Annotated in this window: 22 protein-coding genes; 14 read left to right on the top strand and 8 right to left on the bottom strand. The window is 72.7% G+C overall.

The features are described 5' to 3' along the window. The first annotated feature begins 231 nt into the window (after window positions 1-231). From ACXET9_RS12245 to ACXET9_RS12255, 3 genes are read left to right on the top strand one after another with little or no spacing between them, the layout of a single operon-like run. Window positions 232-867, top strand: a complete 636-nt coding sequence (locus ACXET9_RS12245; protein WP_457886897.1) for an SAF domain-containing protein — start codon at window positions 232-234, stop codon at window positions 865-867. Beyond that, window positions 864-2,153: an AAA family ATPase gene (locus ACXET9_RS12250; protein ID WP_457886898.1), complete on the top strand. Its 1,290-nt coding sequence runs from the start codon at window positions 864-866 to the stop codon at window positions 2,151-2,153. Before ACXET9_RS12245 ends, ACXET9_RS12250 begins: the two co-directional genes overlap by 4 nt. 12 nt (window positions 2,154-2,165) lie before the next feature. After that, entirely contained in the window at window positions 2,166-2,612 is a 447-nt protein-coding gene (locus ACXET9_RS12255) for a DUF6912 family protein (protein WP_457886900.1), read from the top strand. Between the two features lie 164 nt (window positions 2,613-2,776). On the opposite strand, the gene ACXET9_RS12260 is transcribed toward ACXET9_RS12255, so the two are convergent. Beyond that, a complete protein-coding gene (locus ACXET9_RS12260) occupies window positions 2,777-3,283 on the bottom strand; it encodes a DUF2505 domain-containing protein (protein ID WP_457886901.1) in 507 nt (168 codons plus the stop codon). A gap of 290 nt (window positions 3,284-3,573) precedes the next feature. On the opposite strand from ACXET9_RS12260, the gene ACXET9_RS12265 reads away from it, so the two are divergent. Continuing rightward, window positions 3,574-5,064 (top strand): sensor histidine kinase, encoded by a 1,491-nt coding sequence (locus ACXET9_RS12265; RefSeq protein ID WP_457886902.1) that lies wholly within the window; start codon window positions 3,574-3,576, stop codon window positions 5,062-5,064. Window positions 5,065-5,243: 179 nt separating this feature from the next. On the opposite strand, the gene ACXET9_RS12270 is transcribed toward ACXET9_RS12265, so the two are convergent. Beyond that, window positions 5,244-5,492, bottom strand: coding sequence for a WhiB family transcriptional regulator (locus ACXET9_RS12270; RefSeq protein WP_329745188.1), 249 nt, complete (start codon window positions 5,490-5,492; stop codon window positions 5,244-5,246). Between the two features lie 389 nt (window positions 5,493-5,881). Here ACXET9_RS12270 and ACXET9_RS12275 point away from each other — a divergent pair, with 389 nt between their 5' ends. Continuing rightward, window positions 5,882-6,355, top strand: coding sequence for a hypothetical protein (locus ACXET9_RS12275; RefSeq protein ID WP_457886903.1), 474 nt, complete (start codon window positions 5,882-5,884; stop codon window positions 6,353-6,355). Window positions 6,356-6,496: 141 nt separating this feature from the next. On the opposite strand, the gene ACXET9_RS12280 is transcribed toward ACXET9_RS12275, so the two are convergent. From ACXET9_RS12280 to ACXET9_RS12305, 6 genes are all read right to left on the bottom strand, one after another. Continuing rightward, window positions 6,497-9,022 carry an FtsX-like permease family protein gene (locus tag ACXET9_RS12280; protein ID WP_457886904.1) on the bottom strand — a complete coding sequence of 842 codons (2,526 nt, stop codon included), beginning with the start codon at window positions 9,020-9,022 and terminating at the stop codon, window positions 6,497-6,499. After that, on the bottom strand, window positions 9,019-9,807 hold the full coding sequence (locus ACXET9_RS12285) for an ABC transporter ATP-binding protein (protein ID WP_457886905.1): 789 nt from the start codon (window positions 9,805-9,807) through the stop codon (window positions 9,019-9,021). The genes ACXET9_RS12280 and ACXET9_RS12285 overlap by 4 nt, the downstream gene beginning before the upstream one ends. A gap of 152 nt (window positions 9,808-9,959) precedes the next feature. Then, complete coding sequence (locus tag ACXET9_RS12290) at window positions 9,960-10,667, bottom strand: response regulator (protein WP_457886906.1); 708 nt, start codon at window positions 10,665-10,667, stop codon at window positions 9,960-9,962. Then, window positions 10,664-11,989, bottom strand: coding sequence for a sensor histidine kinase (locus ACXET9_RS12295; protein ID WP_457886907.1), 1,326 nt, complete (start codon window positions 11,987-11,989; stop codon window positions 10,664-10,666). Before ACXET9_RS12295 ends, ACXET9_RS12290 begins: the two co-directional genes overlap by 4 nt. Window positions 11,990-12,093: 104 nt before the next feature. Further along, window positions 12,094-12,837: an SOS response-associated peptidase gene (locus tag ACXET9_RS12300; RefSeq protein WP_457886909.1), complete on the bottom strand. Its 744-nt coding sequence runs from the start codon at window positions 12,835-12,837 to the stop codon at window positions 12,094-12,096. A gap of 1 nt (window position 12,838) precedes the next feature. Next, window positions 12,839-14,149, bottom strand: coding sequence for a YihY/virulence factor BrkB family protein (locus ACXET9_RS12305; RefSeq protein ID WP_457886910.1), 1,311 nt, complete (start codon window positions 14,147-14,149; stop codon window positions 12,839-12,841). A gap of 290 nt (window positions 14,150-14,439) precedes the next feature. Here ACXET9_RS12305 and ACXET9_RS12310 point away from each other — a divergent pair, with 290 nt between their 5' ends. From ACXET9_RS12310 to prfB, 9 genes are all read left to right on the top strand, one after another. Next, window positions 14,440-15,666, top strand: coding sequence for a CpaF family protein (locus tag ACXET9_RS12310; RefSeq protein ID WP_457886911.1), 1,227 nt, complete (start codon window positions 14,440-14,442; stop codon window positions 15,664-15,666). After that, window positions 15,663-16,535, top strand: a complete 873-nt coding sequence (locus tag ACXET9_RS12315) for a type II secretion system F family protein (protein ID WP_457886912.1) — start codon at window positions 15,663-15,665, stop codon at window positions 16,533-16,535. The genes ACXET9_RS12310 and ACXET9_RS12315 overlap by 4 nt, the downstream gene beginning before the upstream one ends. Beyond that, a complete protein-coding gene (locus tag ACXET9_RS12320; RefSeq protein ID WP_457886913.1) occupies window positions 16,532-17,476 on the top strand; it encodes a type II secretion system F family protein in 945 nt (314 codons plus the stop codon). The genes ACXET9_RS12315 and ACXET9_RS12320 overlap by 4 nt, the downstream gene beginning before the upstream one ends. Before the next feature lie 116 nt (window positions 17,477-17,592). Then, a complete protein-coding gene (locus ACXET9_RS12325) occupies window positions 17,593-17,853 on the top strand; it encodes a hypothetical protein (RefSeq protein ID WP_457886914.1) in 261 nt (86 codons plus the stop codon). A 10-nt stretch (window positions 17,854-17,863) separates the two neighbouring features. Next, window positions 17,864-18,262, top strand: coding sequence for a TadE family protein (locus tag ACXET9_RS12330; protein WP_457886915.1), 399 nt, complete (start codon window positions 17,864-17,866; stop codon window positions 18,260-18,262). A 116-nt stretch (window positions 18,263-18,378) separates the two neighbouring features. Beyond that, window positions 18,379-18,783, top strand: coding sequence for a hypothetical protein (locus tag ACXET9_RS12335; RefSeq protein WP_457886916.1), 405 nt, complete (start codon window positions 18,379-18,381; stop codon window positions 18,781-18,783). Between the two features lie 119 nt (window positions 18,784-18,902). Then, a complete protein-coding gene (locus ACXET9_RS12340) occupies window positions 18,903-19,310 on the top strand; it encodes a pilus assembly protein TadG-related protein (protein WP_457886917.1) in 408 nt (135 codons plus the stop codon). Beyond that, window positions 19,307-20,551, top strand: coding sequence for a glycerate kinase (locus tag ACXET9_RS12345; protein ID WP_457886918.1), 1,245 nt, complete (start codon window positions 19,307-19,309; stop codon window positions 20,549-20,551). The genes ACXET9_RS12340 and ACXET9_RS12345 overlap by 4 nt, the downstream gene beginning before the upstream one ends. Before the next feature lie 11 nt (window positions 20,552-20,562). Further along, window positions 20,563-21,678: a peptide chain release factor 2 gene (prfB, locus tag ACXET9_RS12350; RefSeq protein WP_457886920.1), complete on the top strand. Its 1,116-nt coding sequence runs from the start codon at window positions 20,563-20,565 to the stop codon at window positions 21,676-21,678. Window positions 21,679-21,680 lie beyond the last annotated feature (2 nt).

A 21,680-nucleotide genomic window follows, 5' to 3' on the forward strand; every position in this document is an offset into this window, starting at 1 on the left:
TTGCAGAGCTCGCAAGGTTCCGATGACGTCTGTGGATGACCGCTGCGGATACTCGTCCTCTCCATGGCGGAATCCGGGGAGAAGGCCCCTTGGGGGAGGCCTCCGGGTGGAGATCGGGCCGGTTATCCACAATTCGGGGCGGGAGGAGGTGATCGCCGAGGAGAACGCATAGCCTCCCCGCCAGGGAATCCCGACCGGGATCCCGACCGGCTCGAGGACCAGGAGGCGAATATGACGGCTGCCGCTCCCGTGATGAGGCTGCGTCGACCGCGATGGAAGGATCCGCGGCTCATCGTCGGCGTCGTGCTCGTGATCGCGAGCGTGCTGATGGGTGCGCTGCTCGTCTCCCGGCTGTCGCAGACGGCCACGGTCCTGGTCGCCCGCACCGACATCGTGCCCGGGCAGGTGCTGGATGCGAGTGTGCTGACGACCGTCGACGTGCGGCTCGGCGATCAGGACGAGATGTACGTCGGCGACATCGGTGCGATCCCCGAGGGCGCCGTCGCCTCCCATGCCGTCCGCTCGGGCGAGCTGCTGCCGTCCTCCGCGGTCGGCCAGGCCGTCGACATCTCGTTGAGGCCCGTCGTGATCCCCGTGGGATCGGCGGTCGCGGAGTCCGTGACCGTCGGCGCACCGGTGGAGCTCTGGCACACCGAGGACGCGGACAAGGGGAGCGGGGAGACGAGCCTCCTCGTCGAGGACGCCGTCGTGCGTCGCATCGACGAGGGCAGCGCGCTGGGCATGCAGTCGCGCTCGGTCGAGGTGCTCGTCCCGCAGGACCGTCTCGCCGAGGTCCTCGAGGTCCTCGCGCGCGGTGAGCGGCTGGACGTCATCGGCGTCCCCGGCGCGTACGGCACGGGCCGATGATCGACATCGTCCTGTGCGCCTCTGGCGCGGACGAGGTGCGCATCGTCCACGACATCGCCGGGGAGCACGCCGCCGAGATGCGCGTCGTCCGCCGCTGCGCAGACCTCGCCGAGACCCTCGCCGTGGCCGCGGCCGGCATCGGCGACGTCATCCTCATCGACCTGGGGGTGCGCGGTCTGGGCAGGGACCCGCTGGCCGCTCTGCTGCGCGACGCCGCGGTGATCGGTCTCCGCGGCACCTCGGACACCTCGCGGACGGTCCTCGGCCTGCGCCACATCGTCGAGGCCTCGGCGCCCACCGGGGACGTGGTCGCCGCGATCCGGGCCGCCCTCGAGGGGGAGGCCGAGCACGATGCCTGGACGGAGGCGCCCCCTCCGGCGCCGGAGGGGGCGCCGGGCCGGATGGTCGTCCTCTGGGGCCCCGTCGGATCGCCGGGACGCAGCACGATCGCCGCGAACCTCGCCTTCGAGGCGGCGCTCGCCGGGCGCCCGACGATCCTCGTCGACGCCGACACCGTCGGCCCGTCCCTCGCGCAGCTGCTGGGCGTGCTCGATGAGACGCCCGGTCTGGTCGCCGCCTGCCGCGCCTACGATCGCGACACCCTCGACGACGACACCCTGCATGCGCTCATGCCGGAGCTGCGACCCGGTCTGCGGCTGCTCAGCGGCATCGGCGTCCCCGCCCGCTGGCCAGAGCTGCGACGATCGGCGCTGGAGGGCGTGTGGCAGGCGCTGCGCCGCCTCGAGGCGCTGGTCGTCGTCGACGTATCCGGGCTGCTCGAGGAGGATGAGGAGCTCAGCTACGACACCGCGGCGCCGCAGCGCCATGCGGCAGCGATCAGCGCTCTCGAGCATGCGGATGCCGTCCTGGCGGTCGCCGGCGCGGATCCGCTCAGCATCACCCGGCTCCTGCGCGCGGCGCCGCGGCTCGAGGAGCTGGGCGTGAGCAGTCCGCATATCGTCGTCAATCGAGTAGGAGCGCCGGTCTCTGCGGATCGGGTGCGGGAGCTCATCCTGCATCGCATGCCGGCGACGAGCTTCACAGCACTCCCCGACGATCCTGCCGCCTGCCGCACTGCGCTCTGGGACGGGGCGCTGCTCGCCGAAGCGGCCCCTCGTTCGGCGCTCCGCCGAGCACTGCGGGATCTCGCCGCAGAGACGATCGCGCGGTGGTGGCCGCAGGAGGCTCCGTCGCCATGGCGCGGCCGGCGTCGCCCGCGCGCTCGGGGCGCGGAGGACGACGGGATGCCCGCGGAGGGTCACGAGCTCGTGCCGACGGCCGGGTGAGAGGATGACCGCATGAGGATCTTCCTGCCCCTGACCGACGAGGAACGCCCCGCACTGACCGGTATCGCACCCGAGCTGCTGATCGCGCCGGGCCGGGCGGCCTGGGCCGTGACGGCCGCGGCGCGGGCGGACCATCCCGAGGAGGATACGGAGGAGCTCGAGTACGACGCCCTGCAGGACGCCGTGCATGTCGCGCTCGTCACCGGCTCGCGGGACGCGCGCGCCCTGGTCATCGCCGCCGACGTCCCGGACTCCGACATCGGCGGGGCGGAGGACACCGGCGGCGCCTACGGCGTCGTGACCGTGTCCGAGACCCTCGCGCGGGTCGCCGCCCTGCACGTCACCGAGCTGGATGCTGCAGCGGCGGATGCTGACGACACCGACCCCGCGCTGCTGTGGTTCGACGCCTCGGAGGGCGCCGAGGCCATCGCCTATCTCGACGAGCGCACCCAGGGCTGACCCAGGAAGCCCGGAAACCAGGAAGTCAGGTAGCCATGAAGCCTGGAAACGCAGAGGAGCCGGTCGTCCCCGTACGGGATGACCGGCTCCTCTCCTCCCGCTTCTGGTCGAGCACGGGGCGGGCGGGCGTCGAGCCGCGGAGCGAGCCGGGCCGACGTGCAGGATCAGGCGCTGTGCGCGTCGCGGTAGCGCGCGGCGGCCTTCTCCTCGGTGCGCAGGACCTTGGAGATGTAGGGGACGGCCGCCTTCTCCAGGCGCCCGCCGATCAGCGGGACCTTCGCCGTGAGATCGCCGTCGATGACGACGGTGCAGGCGGAATCGCCCTTCGGGGTCATCGTCAGCGCCGCCTTCACCCCGGCGGGCGTTCCGGCGACGGTGAGCGTCATCGTCCCGGTGCGGGAGCCGTCGGCGGCCGCGGCGGACCAGCTCTGCTCCTCGCGCACCGTCACCGACGAGCCGACGAAGGGACGGACGATGTCCGGCACACGATCGGTCGGCATCGCCAGCTCGGTGGTGACGACGAAGGCGCCCGATGCATCGCCCTGCACCGATGACGAGCCGCTGGAGGCGCCGAGCGCAGCCCGACGCACCTCCGCGTACGACTCGTCGGTGTACATGGTCGCGGCAGCGCCCGCCGAGACGGGCAGGTTGAGGGTCTCGCTCAGCTTCATTCCGGTCCTTCCGGGGAGAGTGGTCGGTCCCAGACTAGGCCAGAGCGCCGACGAACCTGCACGTCGGCCGTGGTGTGGGCAGTCCGGCCTGCGGCTCCTCCTCGCTGTCCATGCGCTCGTCACCCGGCAGTCACGCGCGCGTCGTCGACGCAGTCGCCGTCGGACGTCGCCGCGGATGCGTCCTGAGCGCCGCCGCCGTCGCCTGCCGAGCGCCGCCGCCCCGCATCCGGGCGAACGGAGCCCGGCATCACGATGTGAGTCCGAGGCCGCAGCGCCACTACCATGAGCGCATGCCGAGCCTGTCGAAGTTCCTTGCCGACAACCGCCGCTTCTCCGCGAAGGGTGCGGATTGGCTCCAGCACCTGGCCGGGGACTGGAACCTCGTGTCCGATCTGCTGCGTGCGGACCTGGTGCTGTGGGTCCAGACCGATGAGGGCCCGACGGCCGTGGCGCATTGCCGTCCCGCGACGGGCGCGACCGTGTACTACGAGGACCCGGTCGGCGACGTCCTCGGCGAGGGGGAGAATCCGGCGCTGATCGCGCTGCTCGAGGGCGGCGCGGCCGATCATCGCCCCATCGAGATCGAGCGCGAGGGCCGTCAGGCCGTCGGGATCCTGGTGCCGGTGCGCAAGAACGGCGAGACCTATGCGGTCCTCGCGGCCGAGAGCGCGAAGCCGACGAGCCCTCTCTCGACCGCCGAGCAGCGCCAGGAGGAGCTGGGCCTGCGCCTGCTGCGGATGGTCGAAGGGGGCGCCTATCCGATCGACGGGGCGCCGATCCCGCCGCGCCGCGGCGCACCGCGTGTCGGTGACGGCGTGGTGGAGCTCGACGCGGGCGGCGTCGTCCAGTGGACCTCGCCCAACGCCCTGTCGGCCTTCCACCGCTTCGGCGTCGAGGGCGATATGGAGGGGGTGACCCTCGCGGAGCTGTCCACGGATGTCCTGCAATCCCGGGTCCCGGTCGACGAGTCCCTGCCGCTGGTGCTGATGGGACGGGCGGCCTGGCGCTCCGACATGCAGGCTCGTGGCGGGACGCTGTCGCTGCGCGCCGTGCCGCTGACGGAGCGCGGCACGCGCACGGGCGCGATCGTGCTGGTGCGGGACGTGACCGAGCTGCGCCGCCGCGAGCGCGAGCTCATCACGAAGGACGCCACGATCCGCGAGGTCCACCACCGGGTCAAGAACAACCTGCAGACGGTCGCGGCGCTGCTGCGCATGCAGTCGCGTCGGATGAAGTCCGACGAGGCGCGCGAGGCGCTGACGGAGGCGATGCGACGGGTCTCGACCATCGCGCTCGTCCACGAGTCCCTCCTGCAGGGATCCCAGGAGGCCGTCCACTTCGACGATGTGATCGACCGCTGCCTGCGGCTCGCGGTCGATGCGGCCAGCGCGACCGTGCACCAGGAGGGCACCCCGCAGCTCACCGAGGCGCAGGTGGAGGTGCGCACGCAGAAGATCGGACGGGTCGGCTCGATCAACGCGGAGGATGCGACGCCGCTGGCGCTCGTGGTGACCGAGCTCGCGACCAACGCCGTCGAGCACGGCCTGTCGGAGACCGGTGGGATGCTCACGGTGCGCAGCGAGCGGACCGGATCCCACCTGATCATCTCGATCGAGGACGACGGCGCGGGCATGGGGAGCAAGCGGCCCTCGGGACTGGGGACGAACATCGCCCAGACCCTCGTGCAGGGGCAGCTGGGCGGCACGCTCACCTGGCAGAGCGGTCCCGACGGAGGGACGCAGGCGACGATCGACGTCTATCTGGATCCCGTCACCGTCTGACCGGCTCCTCCGGCAGGCTCGGCCGTGGCCGTGGCCGTGGCCGTGGCCGGGGCCGTGGCCGGGGCTGGAATCGGGGCCGGAACCGCGACCGCCGACGGATCCGTGAGGATCCGTCGGCGGTGGCGCAGTTGCGCAGATCGACGGGCGCGGCGGTCAGCCGACGCGAAGGATGCTGAGGCTCAGCTGGCGCGGCGAGCGCGCGCATTGCGGCGCTTGAGGGAGCGGCGCTCGTCCTCGCTCAGCCCGCCCCAGACGCCCGAGTCCTGACCGGTCTCGAGGGCGAACTTCAGGCAGGCCGTCATGACGTCGCACTTCTGGCACACCGCCTTCGCCTCCTGGATCTGGGTGATCGCCGGTCCGGTGTTCCCGATCGGGAAGAACAGCTCGGGATCATGCTTGAGGCACTCGGCACGGTGGCGCCAGTCCATCGTCACTCTCTCTTTCCAGATCGCCCCGCGCCGCCCGTGGGCGGCTCGCGGCGAGGGGTTGCCCCGACTCGGGACGTTCTCGGTTCGAAGGCCCGCACCGGAGTGTGCGGAGCATGCTGCCGCCGCGTTCTACGGTGGGGTGTGAGGGCCGTGTTCCATTGTCTGGGCCGGTCGCGGCGTCGACAAGGGTGCCGAGCACTCGGGCTGGGTGGCACTTCCCACATGGCGGACGCTTGCGCGCGACAGGGTGAGATGCGGTTGCGGATTCGGAGCTCGAAAGCGCTGTGCAGAGCAGCGGGGGACGGCTCCTGCCCGGGAGCGAATCGGTACGGACCTGTGCATCTGCTGGGTGGAGGGGCGGTCCGAGGTCGGGCGGATACAGTGCCCCCATGCCCTCGAACGAGTCCTCCGACCGCCGATCCGCCGCCTCCCGAACCTCGCGGTCCGATGCCGCGCGCGATGCGTCGGGCCGACCCGCGACCCTCGCGGATCCGGATCCTCGCATCCGTCCGACCGCCGCCGTGCTCCTGGGCGTCGAGGCCCTCGGGATGCTCGCGATCGCGACCTACTGCCTCGTCATGGTCGGCGGAGGCTCGCTCTACCCGCGCATCGGGATCGGCCTGGCCCTGTTCCTCCTGCTGTTCGCCGTCGGCGCCGTGGCCGCGGCTCGCTCCGTGCTGGCACGGGGCCGCTTCGGCCTGGGCTACGGGATCACCTGGCAGCTGTTCCAGGCGCTCGTCGGTGCGAGCATGCTGCGCGGAGCGCTCTACTGGCAGGGCGGTCTCGCCCTCGGCCTGGCCATCGCCCTGTTCGCGCTGCTGACGACGCTCGTCCGCTCGACGCCGCTGCCCGAGCGCGACTGACCCTGAGCGCGACTGACCTCGACGCGAGCGGCCCGGGCGCAGCAAGCGTCGAGGGGCGTCGGGGCGTCGGATATGCCGGAGGCCCGGATCCGCGAGCGCGGGTCCGGGCCTCCGGTGTCGGCCGGGCCGACGGGGATGCGATCAGGCGGCCTCCGCCAGCGCCTCCGCGGGAGCGGTGCGGGCGGCGGCGCGACCGGGCAGGATCGAGGCCACGGCTCCCGCGAGCACGGCGAGCACCAGCACCAGGGCGAGCTGGGACCAGGGCAGCGAGATCGTCACCGGGAACGGGCCGCCCAGCAGGGCGATGATCCCGAGCGTCCCGTACACGGTGCCGAGGACGATCCCGAGCACGGCGCCGACGATCGCGAGGAGGATGCCCTCCCAGCCGAGCATCGCGCGCATCTGCCGACGGGTGGTGCCGAGAGCTCGCAGCAGGGCGTTCTCGCCCGTGCGCTCGACGACCCCGAGGGCCAGGGTGTTCGCGACGCCGACGAGCGCGACGATCACCGCCACCGCGAGGAGACCGACCGTGATGCCGAGCAGCACGTTCAGGACCTGCGAGTAGGACTCGCGCTCGGCGCCTCCGACGTCGTAGGCGGCCCCCTCGAAGCCGTCTCCCACGACCACCTGTCCGACGGCGTCCCCGAGGTCGAAGACGTTCACGTCGCCCCGCTCGGGAGTGCCGGGGTCGGCGAAGTCCGCCATCACCACCGGGGTCGCGGCGTCCCCGACGAGCTGGTCGAGGGTGGCCTCGGTGACCAGCGACATCTGCAGGTTCGCGTCGACCTGGACGCGCAGCTCGTGCGCGACGCCGTCGGCGCCCTGCACCGAGAGCACCTGTCCGTCGGTCACGCCGAAGCGCTCGGCGCGCTCCTGGCCGAGCAGGACCGTGCCGTCGACCATCAGGTCGGCCAGGCCGGGGCGATGCGAGACCTCCCGGATCGACTCCGGGGTCGTCGCGTACAGGGTCATCGGCTCCTCGGCGCCGACCTCGATGTCCCCGCGCTCGGCGGTGACGGCGGTGTCCATCCCGTCGACGGCCGCGACCCGTGCCGCAGCGTCCGCGGGCATCGCGTCGGCGACGACGACCATGTCGATGGGGCGGCGGGAATCGAGCTCGGAGGTCAGCGTCGCCTCCGCCGAGCTGGCGCCGACGGCCATCATCGTCATCAGGGTGGTGCCGATCAGCAGGGCCGCGATCGTGGCGGCGCTGCGCCGCGGGTTGCGGGCGACGTTCGCACTGGCCACGCGGGCGGGCAGGCCGCCGACGGTCGCGAGTGCCTTCCCGACCAGCGCCGACAGCGGACGGGTCGCGACGACGAGCGAGAGCAGGATCCCGCAGAAGCTGAGGACGCCCCCGGCGAGAGCGGCGAGCACCCCGAGCCCCGTGTTCCCGTTCGTCGTGGCCACAGCGCCGCCGACCATGGCCGCGGTGCCGAGGACCACGGCGACGAGCGCGAGGATCCCGCGCACCCCGGGACCGCGGCGCTGCGCGGCGACGGCCGGGCGCAGGGCCTGCAGGGGAGCGACCCGGGTCGCCGCCCGCATCGGGGCGAGGCTCGCCAGCAGCGTGATGAGCAGCCCCGCTATCAGAGGCAGCAGCACCGACAGGACGGTGACGGGGACGAGTGCCAGTCCATCGATCCAGCCGAGCCCGGAGGCGGCGAGGAGCGCGAGCTGGACCAGCAGATGCCCGGCGACGGCGCCGGCGGCCGCGCCGACCAGGCCGACGGCGAGGGACTCGCGCAGGACCACGCCGCGCACCTGGCGGCGGGTGGCGCCGAGGGTTCGCAGCAGCGCGAGGCTGCGGGTGCGCTGAGCGAGGGTCACGGCGAAGGTGTTGGCGATGACCACGGCGCTCGTGAACAGGGCGATCACCACGAAGACCGCGAGGATCGCGCCGAGTGCGCCGAAGCCGCGCAGGTAGTCGGCAGTCGCGTCCTCGATGGCCTGCTCGGCGGAGATGATCTCGAGTCCGTCGGCGGCGCCGGCGGCCACGACCGCATCGATGTCGGTGCCCTCGGGCATGGACACGAACCAGGTGGTGGTGATCGTCCCGGCCGTCGGGCCGAGGAGGGCGGCGGCGTGGTCCTGGGCGATGATCAGGCGCGGCGTCGCCCCGAAGAAGGAACCGGGCTCGGCGGCGGCGATGCCGGAGACGGTCATATCGACCATGGCATAGGTGCCGGTCGCCTCGTCGTAGTCCATCGACTGCAGGGAGACGGTGCCGCCCACGCCGACGCCGAGCAGATCGGCCGCGGTCTCGTCGAGCAGGACCTCGTCGTCGGCCGCAGGCAGTGCGCCCTCGACGATGTCGGTGCCCTCGGCGCCCTTCGGCAGCAGGGAGGCGCTGAGGTACGTCGAGTCCGATGCGGAGGAGGCCTCGAGATAGGTCTGCAGCAGCGGCCAGACGGCATCGGCGCCCTCGACCTCGGGGGCCGGGAGGGGAGTGGTCGCGGCCCAGTCGTCATCGCTGAGCTCGGTCGTGACGACCGCATCGGCGCCGGTGAAGGCGGAGGCGGTCTGGGAGCGGATGGAGGTCTGCACGAGGCTGCCGGCCAGCACCATGACGGCGACGAAGGCGCAGGACAGGGCGATGGTGAGGACCGCAGCGAGATGACGCCGCAGCGGGGTCAGCCGGACGACGGTGCGGGGACGGCGGCTCATCGGGCGAGCCCTCGCAGGTCCTCGTCGGCGGCGATCCGGCCGTCGGCCAGGGAGATGATGCGATCGGCGCGTTCGGCGGCGTCGCGCTCATGGGTGACCATGACGACGGTCTGGCCGAACTGGTCCACCGACAGGCGCAGGAAGTCCAGCACCTCCTCGGTGGTGCGGGAGTCGAGGTTGCCGGTCGGCTCGTCGGCGAAGACGACCGCGGGCGAGGTCACGAGCGCACGGGCGATCGCCACGCGCTGGATCTGGCCGCCCGACAGCTGGGAGGGGAGGTGGTCCAGGCGATCGGTCAGCCCGAACGCACCGGTGACGGTGTCGAACCAGATGCGATCCACGCGCGTGCCGGCGAGCTCGAGGGGGAGCAGGATGTTCTGCTCGGCCGTGAGCATAGGCAGCAGGTTGAAGGACTGGAAGACGAAGCCGATGCGGTCGCGGCGCAGGCGGGTCAGGGCGTCGTCGCCGAGGCCGGTGATCTCCGTTCCGTCGATCTGCACCGAACCGGAGTCGAGCTCGTCGAGCCCGGCCAGGACGTGCAGGAGCGTCGACTTGCCCGATCCGGACGGGCCCATGATCGCGGTGAACTCGCCGCGGCGGATCTCGACGTCGACGTCATCGAGCGCGGTCACCGCGCCCGGGCCGGTGCCGTAGACGCGGCGCAGGGAGCGCGCGAGGATCGCGGGGGCGCCAGCCGCATCGGCGGCGGACGCGGAGGCGGGGGCGGGGGATGCGCCGGAGGCGTCGACGGCGGTGCCGTTCGGGGACAGGGCCGGGGTGCTCATGGGGCTCCTTCGGATCGGGGATGGGCCGGGGATGCGGCGACGGGGTCCATCCTGCGTTCCACCGCCCCTGCGGCGCGTCCCCCTCAGGGCCCATTCCGGTGCCGGTCAGAAGGCCTTTCGAGGCCCCGTCGGTGCATCCCGGAGGCCCGATGTCATACCCCGGGATGATCTCCGCCCTCGCCGGGGGTGACCAGCCCGGTCTCGAAGGCGATGATCACGGCCTGGACCCGATCCCGGGCGCGCAGCTTCGCCAGCACGCGCCCGACGTGCGTCTTGACCGTGGCCTCGGCGACGAACAGCTCGGCACCGATCTCCTGGTTCGACAGGCCCCGCCCCATGAGCACCAGGACCTCGCGCTCGCGATCGGTCAGGGCGTCGAGCACGGAGGTGTCCCGCTCGGGCACCTCAGGGGCCGCCACGACGCGCTCGAGCAGACGACGGGTCGCCGACGGCGCGATCACCGCGTCGCCGCGGTGGACGGTGCGGATCGCCGCGAGCAGCTCCTCCGGCTGCGCGTCCTTGAGCAGGAAGCCGCTGGCCCCCGCCCGGATCGCCGAGACGACGTACTCGTCGAGGTCGAAGGTGGTCAGCACGATGACCCGGGGCGCCCGATCCGCGGGCGCCTGCGCGAGGATCCGCTCGGTCGCCTCGATGCCGTCCATGCGGGGCATGCGCACGTCCATCAGGACGACGTCGACGGTCCGCGCCCGCAGCGCCTCCACGGCCTCCGCGCCGTCGGCCGCCTGGACCACGACCTCCAGGTCGTCCTGGGAGTCGATCACCATCGAGAACCCGGCGCGGACCAGCGGCTGGTCGTCGACGAGGGCGATGCGGAGGGGACGGTCGGCGGGAACGGTCATCGGGGGGTCCCTTCGGGGCGAGGTGCGGAGGCGTGAGGTGCGGGGGCGGGAGGTGCGGCGGCCGGGGAGGGAGCACCGGGTGCGGGCTCGGAGGCCAGGGGGAAGTCTGCCAGCACCCGGAAGCCGTGACCCGGGAGCGGGCCGGCCTGCAGGGTGCCGCCGAACAGGGCGACGCGCTCGCGCATGCCCGTCAGGCCGTGCCCCTGCCCGTCGGAGGACGGATCGATGCCCTGGCCGTCGTCGACCACCTCGACCTCCAGCCTCCGGGCATCGCGGGTGATGCGGACGACGGCGCTCGCGCCCTCGCCCCCGTGCTTCAGGACGTTGGTCAGCGACTCCTGGACCAGGCGGAACAGCGACATCCCCAGTGACTGCGAGAGTCCGTCGAGGGAGCCCGTGCGCTCGAGGGCGACCTCGAGGCCCGTGGCGCGGACCTGCGCGATCAGGTCGTCGAGCCGCTCCGGCCCGGGCTGCGGTCCGAAGGCGGTGGACTCCTCCTGCCGCAGGACCCCGAGCAGGGAGCGCATGTCCGCCAGGGCGGTGCGGCCGGTCGTCGAGATCGTGGTGAGCACGTCGACGGCCTTCTCCGGATGCTGCGCCGCGATGAAGCGTCCGCCGTCGGCCTGCGCGATGATCACCGAGAGCGAGTGCGCGACGACGTCGTGCATCTCGCGGGCGATGCGGGCGCGCTCGCCGGCGACGGCGAGCGCGGTGCGCTGCTCGCGCTCCCGCACGGCCTGCTCGGCCCGCTCCTGGGCGAGCCGCAGCTGCCCCACGCGCACCCGCTGATAGCGGCCCAGCGCCCAGACGCCCAGCACGACGGCGCTGCCGAGCAGCATGTAGACGACGAACGCGATCGCCGTCATCACCCACTGCTCAGGGGTCGTGAACGATGCCCGGTTGGTGAGCGCCAGCAGCCCCGCCTGCATCGCGCAGCCGACGAAGGCGGCGGTCATCGCCAGGCGCCCGGTCCATCGCGAGCCGTGGGCTGTGGCCATGTACAGGGCGTAGAAGATCATGACGTCGCCGAGGATCACGGGTCCCAGCAGCGCCCAATGGGTCACGGCCAGGAGGCCGACGGCGAAGGTCGCCCAGCCGGTGCGGGTCCGCAGGAACATGCCAGCGGCGACCATGGGCACGGTGAACAGCAGCCAGCCGCCTCCGCCGGTGATGATCGCCGGGACGATCCCGAGGGCGAGCACGCCGGTGAGGGAGCCGAAGACGATCTTGTCGACGGTGCCGGGGTTCTCGACGATCCAGCGCAGCGGGCGGTCCAGACCGCCGGGGAGGGCGGTGCGGTCCGGGCGGTCGGCGAGGGGCATGATCGGAGCGTATCCGGGCCCGACGGCCGGAGGCGTCAGCCCCAGGGAGGACGCGCGGGATCGTCGCATCGGAGCGCGGTGGGACGCCGGGCCGGGACCGGGCGTCAGAGCAGGGTGGGGCGGGGCGCGATGAGGTTGGGACCGTCGTTGCCGACGGATCCGACCTCCGGCCCGACCTCGTACGGCGCGAGCAGGGCGTCATCCAGCAGATGCGCGTCGTCGAGGATCCAGGCCTGGGCCTCGCCGCGATCGTCGAGGGAGGTGTCGAGCCAGGCGTCGACCGCGTCGCGGCGGAGCATCACCGGGGTGCGATCGTGGATCTCGGCGAGCGGGCCTGCGGCCGCGCGCGTGATGATCGTGACCGTGAGCAGGAAGCGGCCGTCGTCGGAGGCCGCGGGGCCCGTGTGATCGCCCGGGCCCTTCCACCAGGACACGAGCGCGGCCATGAGCAGGGGCGAGCCGTCGGCCGGGGCGATGTAGAAGGGACGCTTGCGCGTCCTGCCCTCGCGGACCCATTCGTAGTAGCCGTCCATCGGGACGATCGCCCGGTAGCGGGCGAGGCTGCCGCGGAAGCTGGGCTTCTCGGCGAGGGACTCGCGGCGGGCGTTGAAGGTGCGCGAGGAGAAGGCCTCCTCCTTCGCGAAGGGCGGCAGGAGCCCCCAGCGGGCGATCCGCAGCGCCCGCAGGACCTCGCCGCTGTCGCGGTCCAGGGACTCGGTGACGACGTGGATGGGCACCGTGGGCGGGATGTTCCAGCGCGGTCGCAGGCCCGGGTCGGTGAGGTCGACGGCGTCGAGGTCGTCGACGAGGGGCTCGATCTCCTGGAAGAACGCGAAGCGCCCGCACATGTCAGCGTGCCTTCCTGCCGGACCTGCCGGCGTCGTCGGCCGCCGCGCCGTCGTCGGACCGGTCGACGGCCCCGGGGCCGTCGGATCCCTCGACGGCGGGGATGCCGCGCGCGGGGGTGAGGCGATGCTGCGCGTCGAGATAGGCCTCGGCGTCGCGGTGGAGGTTGCGCAGCCGGATGTCGCGACCGGCGTCGACGAGCTTCTCGTGCTTGGCCTCGGCCTTCTCCGCGCCCTTGTCCTCCCGCAGCGGCAGGGCCAGGGCCCGTTCCGCAGGGCGGCCCGCCTCGAGCTCCTTCGCCCGTTCGAACTCGGCATCGACCTCGGCACCGAGGATGATCACGATGTTGATGACCCAGAGCGCGAACAGGACGGCCATGATGCCGCCGATCGCGCCGTAGCTCGAATAGCCGGCGATCGTGGACATGTAGATCGACAGCGCGACCGCGGCGACCGCGATGCCGAGGATCGCGAAGACACCGCCGGGGGAGACCAGGCGGAAGGGCTTGGCGATGTTCGGGGCGCCCCAGTACAGCAGCGAGATCAGCACGAAGGCGATCACGAGGATCACGGGCCAGCGGGCCCACGCCCAGATCGGGAGGAACGAGTCGGTGAGGAAGTCGAAGGCGCCCGTCGCCCCGGTCCGCTCGACGATCGGCCCGAACAGGCCCTCGACGATCGTCCGGTTCAGCAGCACCGAGATCAGCAGGACGAGGATCCCGACGACGAGCGCGACGGTCAGCCCGAGCATCGTCGCGTTCAGCCGGATCGGCCCGCGGCCCTCGGGGACGCCGTAGATGCGGTTGGCGACCCGGCCGAAGGCCTTGATGAACGCCGACGCCGACCACATCGCCGTCCCGATGCCGATGATCAGGGCGACCGTGCCGCCGGTCGCCGAGCCCATCAGCGAGTCGAGCGTCGAGTCGACGGCGCTGTCGAGGTCCATCCCGCTGCCGCCCGCGGCGTCGGCGATCGCGTCCTTGATGAGATCGCCGATCTGGTCCTTGATCCCGGCGAGCAGCAGGGTCGCGAGCGAGAACAGCGCCAGCAGCGTCGGGGCGATGGACAGCACCATGAAGTAGGTGAGCTTCGCGGCCTGGTCGGTGCCGCCGTCGCGGGAGAACTCGGCTATCGTCCGCTTCGCGAGATACCGGATCGTGGAGAGGGGCAGTCGCGGCGAGCGCTCCTCCGCGGAGCCGGGGCGCGTCCCCTCCCGGGCGGACTCCGATCCGCTCTGCGCGCCGACGTCGCCCGCTGGTCCCCGGCGTCCCTCGCGGTCCCCCGATCGCTGTCGCATGCCGACGGTGTCCTCCATGAGCGCCTCCTGACAGGTCGCTGCGGATCGTGACGTGGCTGACATCCTGCCATGAACCGGGCGGCGGAGCAGGGGACGGCGCAGCGGGTCGCGGGCGGACGAGGGACGGGCGGCGAACGGGCGGCGAGCGGGCGTCGGACGGAGGGCCCGCCGGAGTTATCCACAATCCGGCTCGGGCCCGAGCGGGAGGCGGCGGAGCTTTCCTACAGTGACCGACGACATCCGGGCGACGGGCCCGGGGCCCCGCGGAGCAGCGGGCGGGGCGCACGGGATGCGGCGAGAGGGAGCGGATGGACGCGGTCACGATCATCGAGGCGGAGGCGCGGGAGCTCATCCGCCGCCGGGGGCTCGACGCCCGAGCGGACCAGCTCGAACCCCTCATCCGCGATGTCATCGCCGACTACGACCGACGGGCGGCGTCCGGCGCCGTGCCCGTCCTGCGCGCCTCCGACACCCTCGTCGCCGAGGTCGCCGCGCGCATCGGCGGCTTCGGCGTCCTGCAGGAGCTGCTCGACGACCCCGCGATCGAGGAGATCTGGATCAACTCGCCGTCAGAGGTCTTCTGCGCCCGAAACGGGCGCAGCGAGCTCACCACGATCGTCATGACCGACGAGGAGATCCAGGGGATCGTCGAGCGGATGCTCGTCAGCTCCGGGCGGCGCCTCGACATGAGCACCCCCTTCGTCGACGCGCTGCTGCCCGACGGGTCGCGCCTGCACGTGGTGATCCCGTCCGTGACGCGTCAGCACTGGTCCGTGAACATCCGCAAGTTCGTCGTCCAGGCGGTCGACCTCGACGGCCTCGTCGCGATGGGATCGCTGACCCCGCAGGCCGCCGCCTTCCTCGACGCCGCCGTCGGCGCCGGTCTCAACGTCATCGCGTCAGGGGCGACCGGCGCCGGGAAGACGACCTTCCTGCGGTGCATCGCCCAGTCGATCGGCGCCCGGGAGCGGGTCGTCACCATCGAGGAGGTCTTCGAGCTGGACCTCGCTCTGCGCGATGTGGTGTCGATGCAGACCCGGCAGGCGAACCTCGAGGGAGTCGGCGAGATCACGATGCGTCGGCTCGTGCGCGAGTCCCTCCGGATGCGCCCCAGCCGGATCATCGTCGGCGAGGTCCGCGAGGCGGAGGCGCTGGACATGCTGATCGCTCTGAACAGCGGCCTGCCGGGGATGGCGACGATCCATGCGAACTCCGCCCGCGACGCCGTCACGAAGCTGTGCACGCTGCCTCTGCTCGCCGGCGAGAACGTCTCGAGCCGCTTCGTGGTGCCGACGGTCGCGAGCGCGATCGATCTCGTGGTCCACCTCGACATCCTCTCCGACGGCCGACGCCGGGTCCGCGAGATCATCGGGCTGACCGGGCGGGTCGAGGACGAGGTCATCGAGGTGTCCGACCTGTTCGTGCTCGAGGGGGACCGGCTCGCTCGCGCCGACGGGCATCCTCCGCATCCGGAGCGCTTCGCCCTGGCCGGGCATGATCTGCGCGGAATCCTCGCCTCGGCGGGGGCGGCATGATCGACGGCGCGTTCGTCGGCCTCGTCCTCGGCCTGGGACTGCTGGCCGTGTGGTGGTCACTCTGGGAGATCCACGGGCAGGAGCCCCGCCGCGGGCGCATCGCCGCCGCGATGGACTCGCTGCGCGACGACCTGGTGGCGGTCGGTCTCGGCACCGTCCCGGCCGTCGCCGTCCCGCTGCTCAGCGCGGGCATCGGTCTGACGATCTCCGCCGCGCTCTGGGCCATGGCCGGGGGGATCGCCCCCGCGCTCGCGCTCGGGATCATCGCCGCAGCCCTCCCGACGGTCGTGCTGCGGGCCGCCGCGCGACGCCGCGCCACCGCGTTGCGCGAGGTCTGGCCCGAGGCCGTCGATCACGTCGGATCCGCCATCCGCGCGGGCCTCTCGCTGCCCGAGGCGCTGGGCCAGCTCGGCAGGAAGGGACCGCTCGAGCTCCGGCCCGCCTTCGTGGAGTTCACCCGCGATTACCAGGCCAGCGGAGACTTCGCCAGCAGCCTCGACCGGCTGAAGGCGCGGCTGGCGGATCCCGTGGGGGACCGCATCGTCGAGGCGCTGCGCATCACCCGCGACGTCGGCGGCACCGACCTGGGAGCGCTGCTGCGCACCCTCTCGGCCTTCCTCCGGGAGGATGCACGGACGCGCGCGGAGCTCGAGACGAGACAGTCCTGGACCGTCAACGCCGCACGCATGGCGCTCGCCGCCCCCTGGGCGGTGCTCGCCCTGATGGCGACGAGGCCGCAGGCCGCGCAGGCGTACGACACTCCCGCGGGACTGGTCATGATCGCGGCCGGCGCCGTCATCTCGATCCTCGCGTACCGGGTCATGCTCGTCATCGCCCGGCTCCCCCAGGACGAGAGGGTCCTGCGATGACCGGCACCGGCGCGATCGCCTCCGGGGCCCTGCTCGGACTCTGCCTCGGCATCGGTCTCGCACTGCTCTCCGAGGCCCTGCCCTGGCTCCGTCGCCGTGACCTGTCCCAGCGCATCGATCCATATCTCCGCCGTTCCCGATCGAGCGCACTGCTCGATGCGCCCCGCACCGCGGGACGCGCCCGCATCGTCATCGAGAACCTCGTCGGCCCCGTCGCCCAGCGCACGATCGGCCTGCTGGAGCGCCTCACCGGCGGCGCCGAGCAGCTCGAACGCAGGCTCCGCCTCGCGGGCCGCAGCTCGAGCACCGACTCGTTCCGCATCGAGCAGGTCGTCTTCGGAGCCGCCGGCGCGGTCGCCGGGATCACTCTCGCGATCGCCGCGATCTCGCTGCGGGGCGCCAGCCCCATGCTCGGCCTCGTGATCGTGCTGCTGGGTGCACTGCTCGGCGTCCTCCTGCGCGACTACCTGCTCAGCCGCGAGATCGCCCGCCGCGCGTCCCGCATGGCACGGGAGTTCCCCACCATCGCTGATCTTCTCGCGCTCGCGGTCGCCGCGGGGGAGAGCCCGATCTCGGCCATGGAGCGCGTCGCACGCTCCTCGACCGGGGCCCTGCCCGACGAGTTCGCGGCGACCGTCTCCGACATCCGGGCCGGGACCGGCATCGCTCAGGCGCTCGTGTCCCTCGGATCCCGCACCCCGCTGCACGCGCTGTCGCGCTTCGGCGAGGGGGTCGCGATCGCGATCGAGCGGGGCACGCCCCTGGCCGACGTGCTGCGCGCCCAGGCGCAGGACGCCCGCGAAGCCTCCAAGCGGGACCTGATGGAGACCGCCGGTCGACGCGAAGCGATCATGCTCGTCCCCGTGGTGTTCCTCGTCCTGCCATTGGTGGTGGTCTTCGCGATCTTCCCGGGTCTCTCCGTCCTGGAGATCTCGCTCTGACCGGCGTGCCGAACCGCCGTCACCTCGAACCCCCACCTTCCCGAACCCCCACCATCCCGAACCGTCCCGCACCGATCCCGTCCCGCAGCCCGCGGGACCCGCTCAAGGAGAGAAGCATGACCATCCGCACCTCATCGGTCGTCCGCCCGGCTCGCCCCCGCACCGCCCTCGGCCGCATCGGGAACCTCGACCCCGCACGGCGCCTCGCCCGCACCCTCGCGCAGCGCGCCGCCTCCGACCGCGGCGACGTCCCGGGCTGGGTCCTCATCACGCTGATGACGGCGGGGATCGTGGTCGCCCTCTGGGCAGTGGCCTCGGAGCAGATCGTCCAGATTTTCACCAACGCGATGGCGCCCTTCCTGGGCGGATCGCTCTGAGGCCGCAGCCGTGTCCCGCTCCGGTCGGCGGAGCCGTGCGCTCGCCGACGACACCGGATCCGCCGTCGCCGAGTTCCCCCTGGTCGCGGTGCTGGTGGTCATGATCGCTCTCGCCGTGATCCAGGCGTCTCTCATCATGCACACCCGCAACACGCTGATCGACGCGGCCGTCCGCGGCGCCCATCACGCCGCGCTCATGGGGGCGGGCCCGGAGGACGGCGCGGAGCGGGCCGAGCAGATCCTGGACGGGCGCCTCGGCGATGCCCTCGGCGTCGAGGCGACGGGCATGGCCTCGGCCGACGGCACCATCACCGTCCGCATCAGCGCGACGCTGCCGCTGGTGGGAGTCCTCGGGCCGTCGGCCGGCCTCGTGGTCGAAGGCCATGCGATCGACGAGGGCAGCTGGTGAGTGCGGACCGATGGCGGCGGCGCCTCCGCGCGGCGGCCGTCCGGCTGCCCGCGGGGGCGGCGCGCCGGCCCGCGACCATGCGGCGCCGGCTCCGGGACGAGTCGGGCAATGCCCTGGTGGAGTTCGTGGTCCTGTCGGTCGCCCTGCTGATCCCGAGCCTGTACATGGTCCTGACCCTCGGGTCCGTGCAGTCCGCCGTCTTCGCCGCCGACGTCATCGCGCGCGATGCCGCGAGGATCCATGCCGTGGAGCGGGACCCCGGGAGGGCCTCCGCCCGCACCGACGCCCACGCCGACATGATCCTGGCCGACTACGGCCTCGAGACCGCGGCCGGCGCCGACGCGATCACCATCAGCTGCAGCGACGATCCCTGCGCGACCGCGGGCGGGACGGTCACCGCGACCGTCCGGTTGACGGTCCCCATCCCGGGGCTCGGCCCGGTGCTCGGGATGGACGGGCCGGTCACGGTCTCCGCGCAGCGCTCGGCGCCCGTGGACGTCCATCGGGAGCCCGGAGCATGAGCCGGGTCCGCCCGGCCGGCCGGGGACGAGGCCGCGACCCGATCCTCCGACGAGCGGTCGCCGGCGCCCGTCGGCTCGTCCGACGCGCACGGCGCCGCCTCTCCGATGCGCGCGGATCGATGACGGTCCTGACGACGGGTGTGCTGGTCGTCATCATCATGGTCATGGCCGTCGGGACCGCCGTCACCGGCGTCCACCTCGAACGCTCGGCGCTGCAGGACATGGCCGACTCCGCCGCCCTCGCCGGCGCCGATGCGATGGCGCCCTCGCGCCTGTACGACGGCGTTCGAGGCCCTCTCGTCGACGAATCCTCGGCGCGCACGGCCGCGCAGGCGCAGCTCGCTCGCCAGGCGGGGACGGCCTCCCGCTCCCGCGAGGTGGCGATCAGCCGCGTCGAGGTCGACGCCGACGGGACCGTCCGCGTGGTCGTCACCGCGCGCGTCGACCCTCCGCTGGCAGGATGGTTCACACGAGGGACCGGCACCGCGGTCCCCGTGGCCGTCGAAGGAGAGGCCCGCGCCCGATGAACGACCCCTCTGGTCCCCGTCCCGTCCTGCTGCTCGCGCCCGACAAGTTCAAGGGGTCGCTGAGCGCGCTCGAGGTCTCCGAGGCGCTCGCCGCGGGCATCGCCGAGACCGCCCCGGAGGCGAGCCTGCTCGTCTGCCCGATCGCCGACGGCGGCGACGGCACCGTCGACGCAGCGATCGCCGCGGGCTTCACCGCCCGCGAGAGCACCGTCGCCGGGCCGACCGGCCTGCCGGTCCGTGCGCGCTGGGCGCTGCGCGGCGAGGACGCCGTCCTGGAGCTCGCCGAGAGCTCGGGGCTGAGGCGCCTGCCGGAGGGCCGGCTCACGCACGGCACGGCGCACACCGCGGGTCTCGGCGAGGCGATCCTCGCCGCCCGGGACGCCGGAGCCCGGCGACTGCTCATCGGCCTCGGCGGTTCCGCCAGCACCGACGGGGGAGCGGGGCTCCTGGCCGCGCTCGGCGCCCGCCTCCTGGACCGGGACGGGCGTCCGGTGCCGGCCGGGCACGACGGGCTCGCGGCGCTGGCCTCGGTCGACCTGGCACCCGCGCTCGCCGCGCTCGATGGCATGGAGCTCACCGCCGCCTGCGATGTGACCAGTCCGCTGCTCGGGCCCAGCGGCGCGGCCGCCGTCTTCGGGCCGCAGAAGGGACTGGCCGAGCAGTCGATCGCCGCGGCCGACGACGTGCTGCGAGCCTTCGCCGATCTCGTCGAGGCACCCGCCGCCGCTCCTGCGGCTGCCTCGGCTCCTGACCCTCGCTCGGCGCCTGCCTCTCTCTCCGCCCCTGCCCCTGAGCTCGCGCACCGCGACCGACCCGGTGCCGGCGCGGCCGGCGGCACCGGCTTCGCGCTGTACGCGCTCGGCGCGCGCTTCGTCTCGGGCGCCGACGCGGTGCTGGACCTGCTGGGATTCGACGCGCAGCTCGCCCGCGCCGACGCCGTGCTGATCGGCGAGGGCAAGCTCGACGAGCAGACGCTCCAGGGCAAGGGACCGGCGGAGGTCGCCCGTCGGGCCGCGGCCGCCGGACGCCGCGTCCTCGCCGTGGCCGGTGCGATCACGCTCCCGCCGGAGGACCTCGAGGCGGCCGGCATCGACGCCGCCTGGGACCTGATCTCCCGCGCCGACGGCCTCGAGGACGCGATCGCGCGCGGCCCGCAGCTGCTCGTCGGGATCGGCCGCGAGATCGGCCGCGAGATCGGACGTGAGATCGCTCGCGACGGGCTCCGGCGCTCCCTGCCGTAGACTCACCCCTCGTGGCTGCCATCGACTTCTCCGAAGAACTTCCGAAACTCCGCTCGACCCTGTCGTCGATCGAGCAGGTGACGGACGTCGACGCCCTCGACGTGAAGATCGCCGAGCTGGAGAAGCAGGCGTCGGCTCCCGATCTGTGGGACGACGTCGAGAACGCCCAGAAGGTCTCCAGCGCCCTCTCGCACGCGCAGGCCGAGCGTCGCCGCATCAGCGATCTCTCCTCCCGCATCGAGGACCTCGAGGTCATGGTCGAGCTCGCCGCCGAGGAGGATGACGCCGACACGCTCGCCGAGGCCGAGGCCGAGCTGGTCAGCATCCACAAGACGCTCGACGAGCTCGAGGTGCGGACCCTCCTCTCCGGCGAGTACGACGAGCGCGACGCCGTCATCACGATCCGAGCGGGTGCCGGTGGCGTCGACGCCGCGGACTTCGCCGAGATGCTCCTGCGCATGTACCTGCGCTGGGCGGAGCGCCATGGCTACGCGACCAAGGTCATGGACACCTCCTACGCCGAGGAGGCGGGGCTGAAGTCGGTCACCTTCGAGGTGTCCGCGCCCTTCGCCTACGGCACCCTCTCCGTCGAGGGCGGCACCCATCGTCTGGTGCGCATCAGCCCCTTCGACAACCAGGGCCGTCGGCAGACGTCCTTCGCCGCCGTCGAGGTGATCCCGCTGATCGAGTCGACCGACTCCATCGAGATCCCCGAGAACGAGCTGAAGATCGACGTCTTCCGCTCGTCCGGCCCCGGCGGCCAGAGCGTGAACACGACCGACTCGGCCGTCCGCATGACGCACCTCCCCACCGGCATCGTCGTCTCCATGCAGGACGAGAAGTCGCAGATCCAGAACCGTGCGGCGGCGCTGCGCGTCATGCAGTCCCGCCTGCTGCTGGTGAAGAAGCAGGAGGAGAACGCCAAGCGCAAGGAGCTCGCGGGCGACATCAAGGCCAGCTGGGGCGACCAGATGCGCTCCTACGTGCTGAACCCGTACCAGATGGTCAAGGACCTGCGCACCGAGTACCAGGAGGGCAACCCCCAGACGGTGTTCGACGGCGAGATCGACGAGTTCATCGACGCCGGCATCCGCTGGCGCGCCGGACAGGGCCGCAGCGAGGACTGATC

The sequence above is a fragment of the Brachybacterium netajii (SeqCode) genome, from assembly GCF_054114245.1.

Excerpts from the sequence above, each read along its gene's own strand:
- ACXET9_RS12245 (WP_457886897.1), top strand. The coding sequence starts at position 232 with ATGACGGCTGCCGCTCCCGTGATGAGGCTGCGTCGACCGCGATGGAAG.
- ACXET9_RS12250 (WP_457886898.1), top strand. The coding sequence starts at position 864 with ATGATCGACATCGTCCTGTGCGCCTCTGGCGCGGACGAGGTGCGCATC.
- ACXET9_RS12255 (WP_457886900.1), top strand. The coding sequence starts at position 2,166 with ATGAGGATCTTCCTGCCCCTGACCGACGAGGAACGCCCCGCACTGACC.
- ACXET9_RS12260 (WP_457886901.1), bottom strand. The coding sequence starts at position 3,283 with ATGAAGCTGAGCGAGACCCTCAACCTGCCCGTCTCGGCGGGCGCTGCC.
- ACXET9_RS12265 (WP_457886902.1), top strand. The coding sequence starts at position 3,574 with ATGCCGAGCCTGTCGAAGTTCCTTGCCGACAACCGCCGCTTCTCCGCG.
- ACXET9_RS12270 (WP_329745188.1), bottom strand. The coding sequence starts at position 5,492 with ATGGACTGGCGCCACCGTGCCGAGTGCCTCAAGCATGATCCCGAGCTG.
- ACXET9_RS12275 (WP_457886903.1), top strand. The coding sequence starts at position 5,882 with ATGCCCTCGAACGAGTCCTCCGACCGCCGATCCGCCGCCTCCCGAACC.
- ACXET9_RS12280 (WP_457886904.1), bottom strand. The coding sequence starts at position 9,022 with ATGAGCCGCCGTCCCCGCACCGTCGTCCGGCTGACCCCGCTGCGGCGT.
- ACXET9_RS12285 (WP_457886905.1), bottom strand. The coding sequence starts at position 9,807 with ATGAGCACCCCGGCCCTGTCCCCGAACGGCACCGCCGTCGACGCCTCC.
- ACXET9_RS12290 (WP_457886906.1), bottom strand. The coding sequence starts at position 10,667 with ATGACCGTTCCCGCCGACCGTCCCCTCCGCATCGCCCTCGTCGACGAC.
- ACXET9_RS12295 (WP_457886907.1), bottom strand. The coding sequence starts at position 11,989 with ATGCCCCTCGCCGACCGCCCGGACCGCACCGCCCTCCCCGGCGGTCTG.
- ACXET9_RS12300 (WP_457886909.1), bottom strand. The coding sequence starts at position 12,837 with ATGTGCGGGCGCTTCGCGTTCTTCCAGGAGATCGAGCCCCTCGTCGAC.
- ACXET9_RS12305 (WP_457886910.1), bottom strand. The coding sequence starts at position 14,149 with ATGGAGGACACCGTCGGCATGCGACAGCGATCGGGGGACCGCGAGGGA.
- ACXET9_RS12310 (WP_457886911.1), top strand. The coding sequence starts at position 14,440 with ATGGACGCGGTCACGATCATCGAGGCGGAGGCGCGGGAGCTCATCCGC.
- ACXET9_RS12315 (WP_457886912.1), top strand. The coding sequence starts at position 15,663 with ATGATCGACGGCGCGTTCGTCGGCCTCGTCCTCGGCCTGGGACTGCTG.
- ACXET9_RS12320 (WP_457886913.1), top strand. The coding sequence starts at position 16,532 with ATGACCGGCACCGGCGCGATCGCCTCCGGGGCCCTGCTCGGACTCTGC.
- ACXET9_RS12325 (WP_457886914.1), top strand. The coding sequence starts at position 17,593 with ATGACCATCCGCACCTCATCGGTCGTCCGCCCGGCTCGCCCCCGCACC.
- ACXET9_RS12340 (WP_457886917.1), top strand. The coding sequence starts at position 18,903 with ATGACGGTCCTGACGACGGGTGTGCTGGTCGTCATCATCATGGTCATG.
- ACXET9_RS12345 (WP_457886918.1), top strand. The coding sequence starts at position 19,307 with ATGAACGACCCCTCTGGTCCCCGTCCCGTCCTGCTGCTCGCGCCCGAC.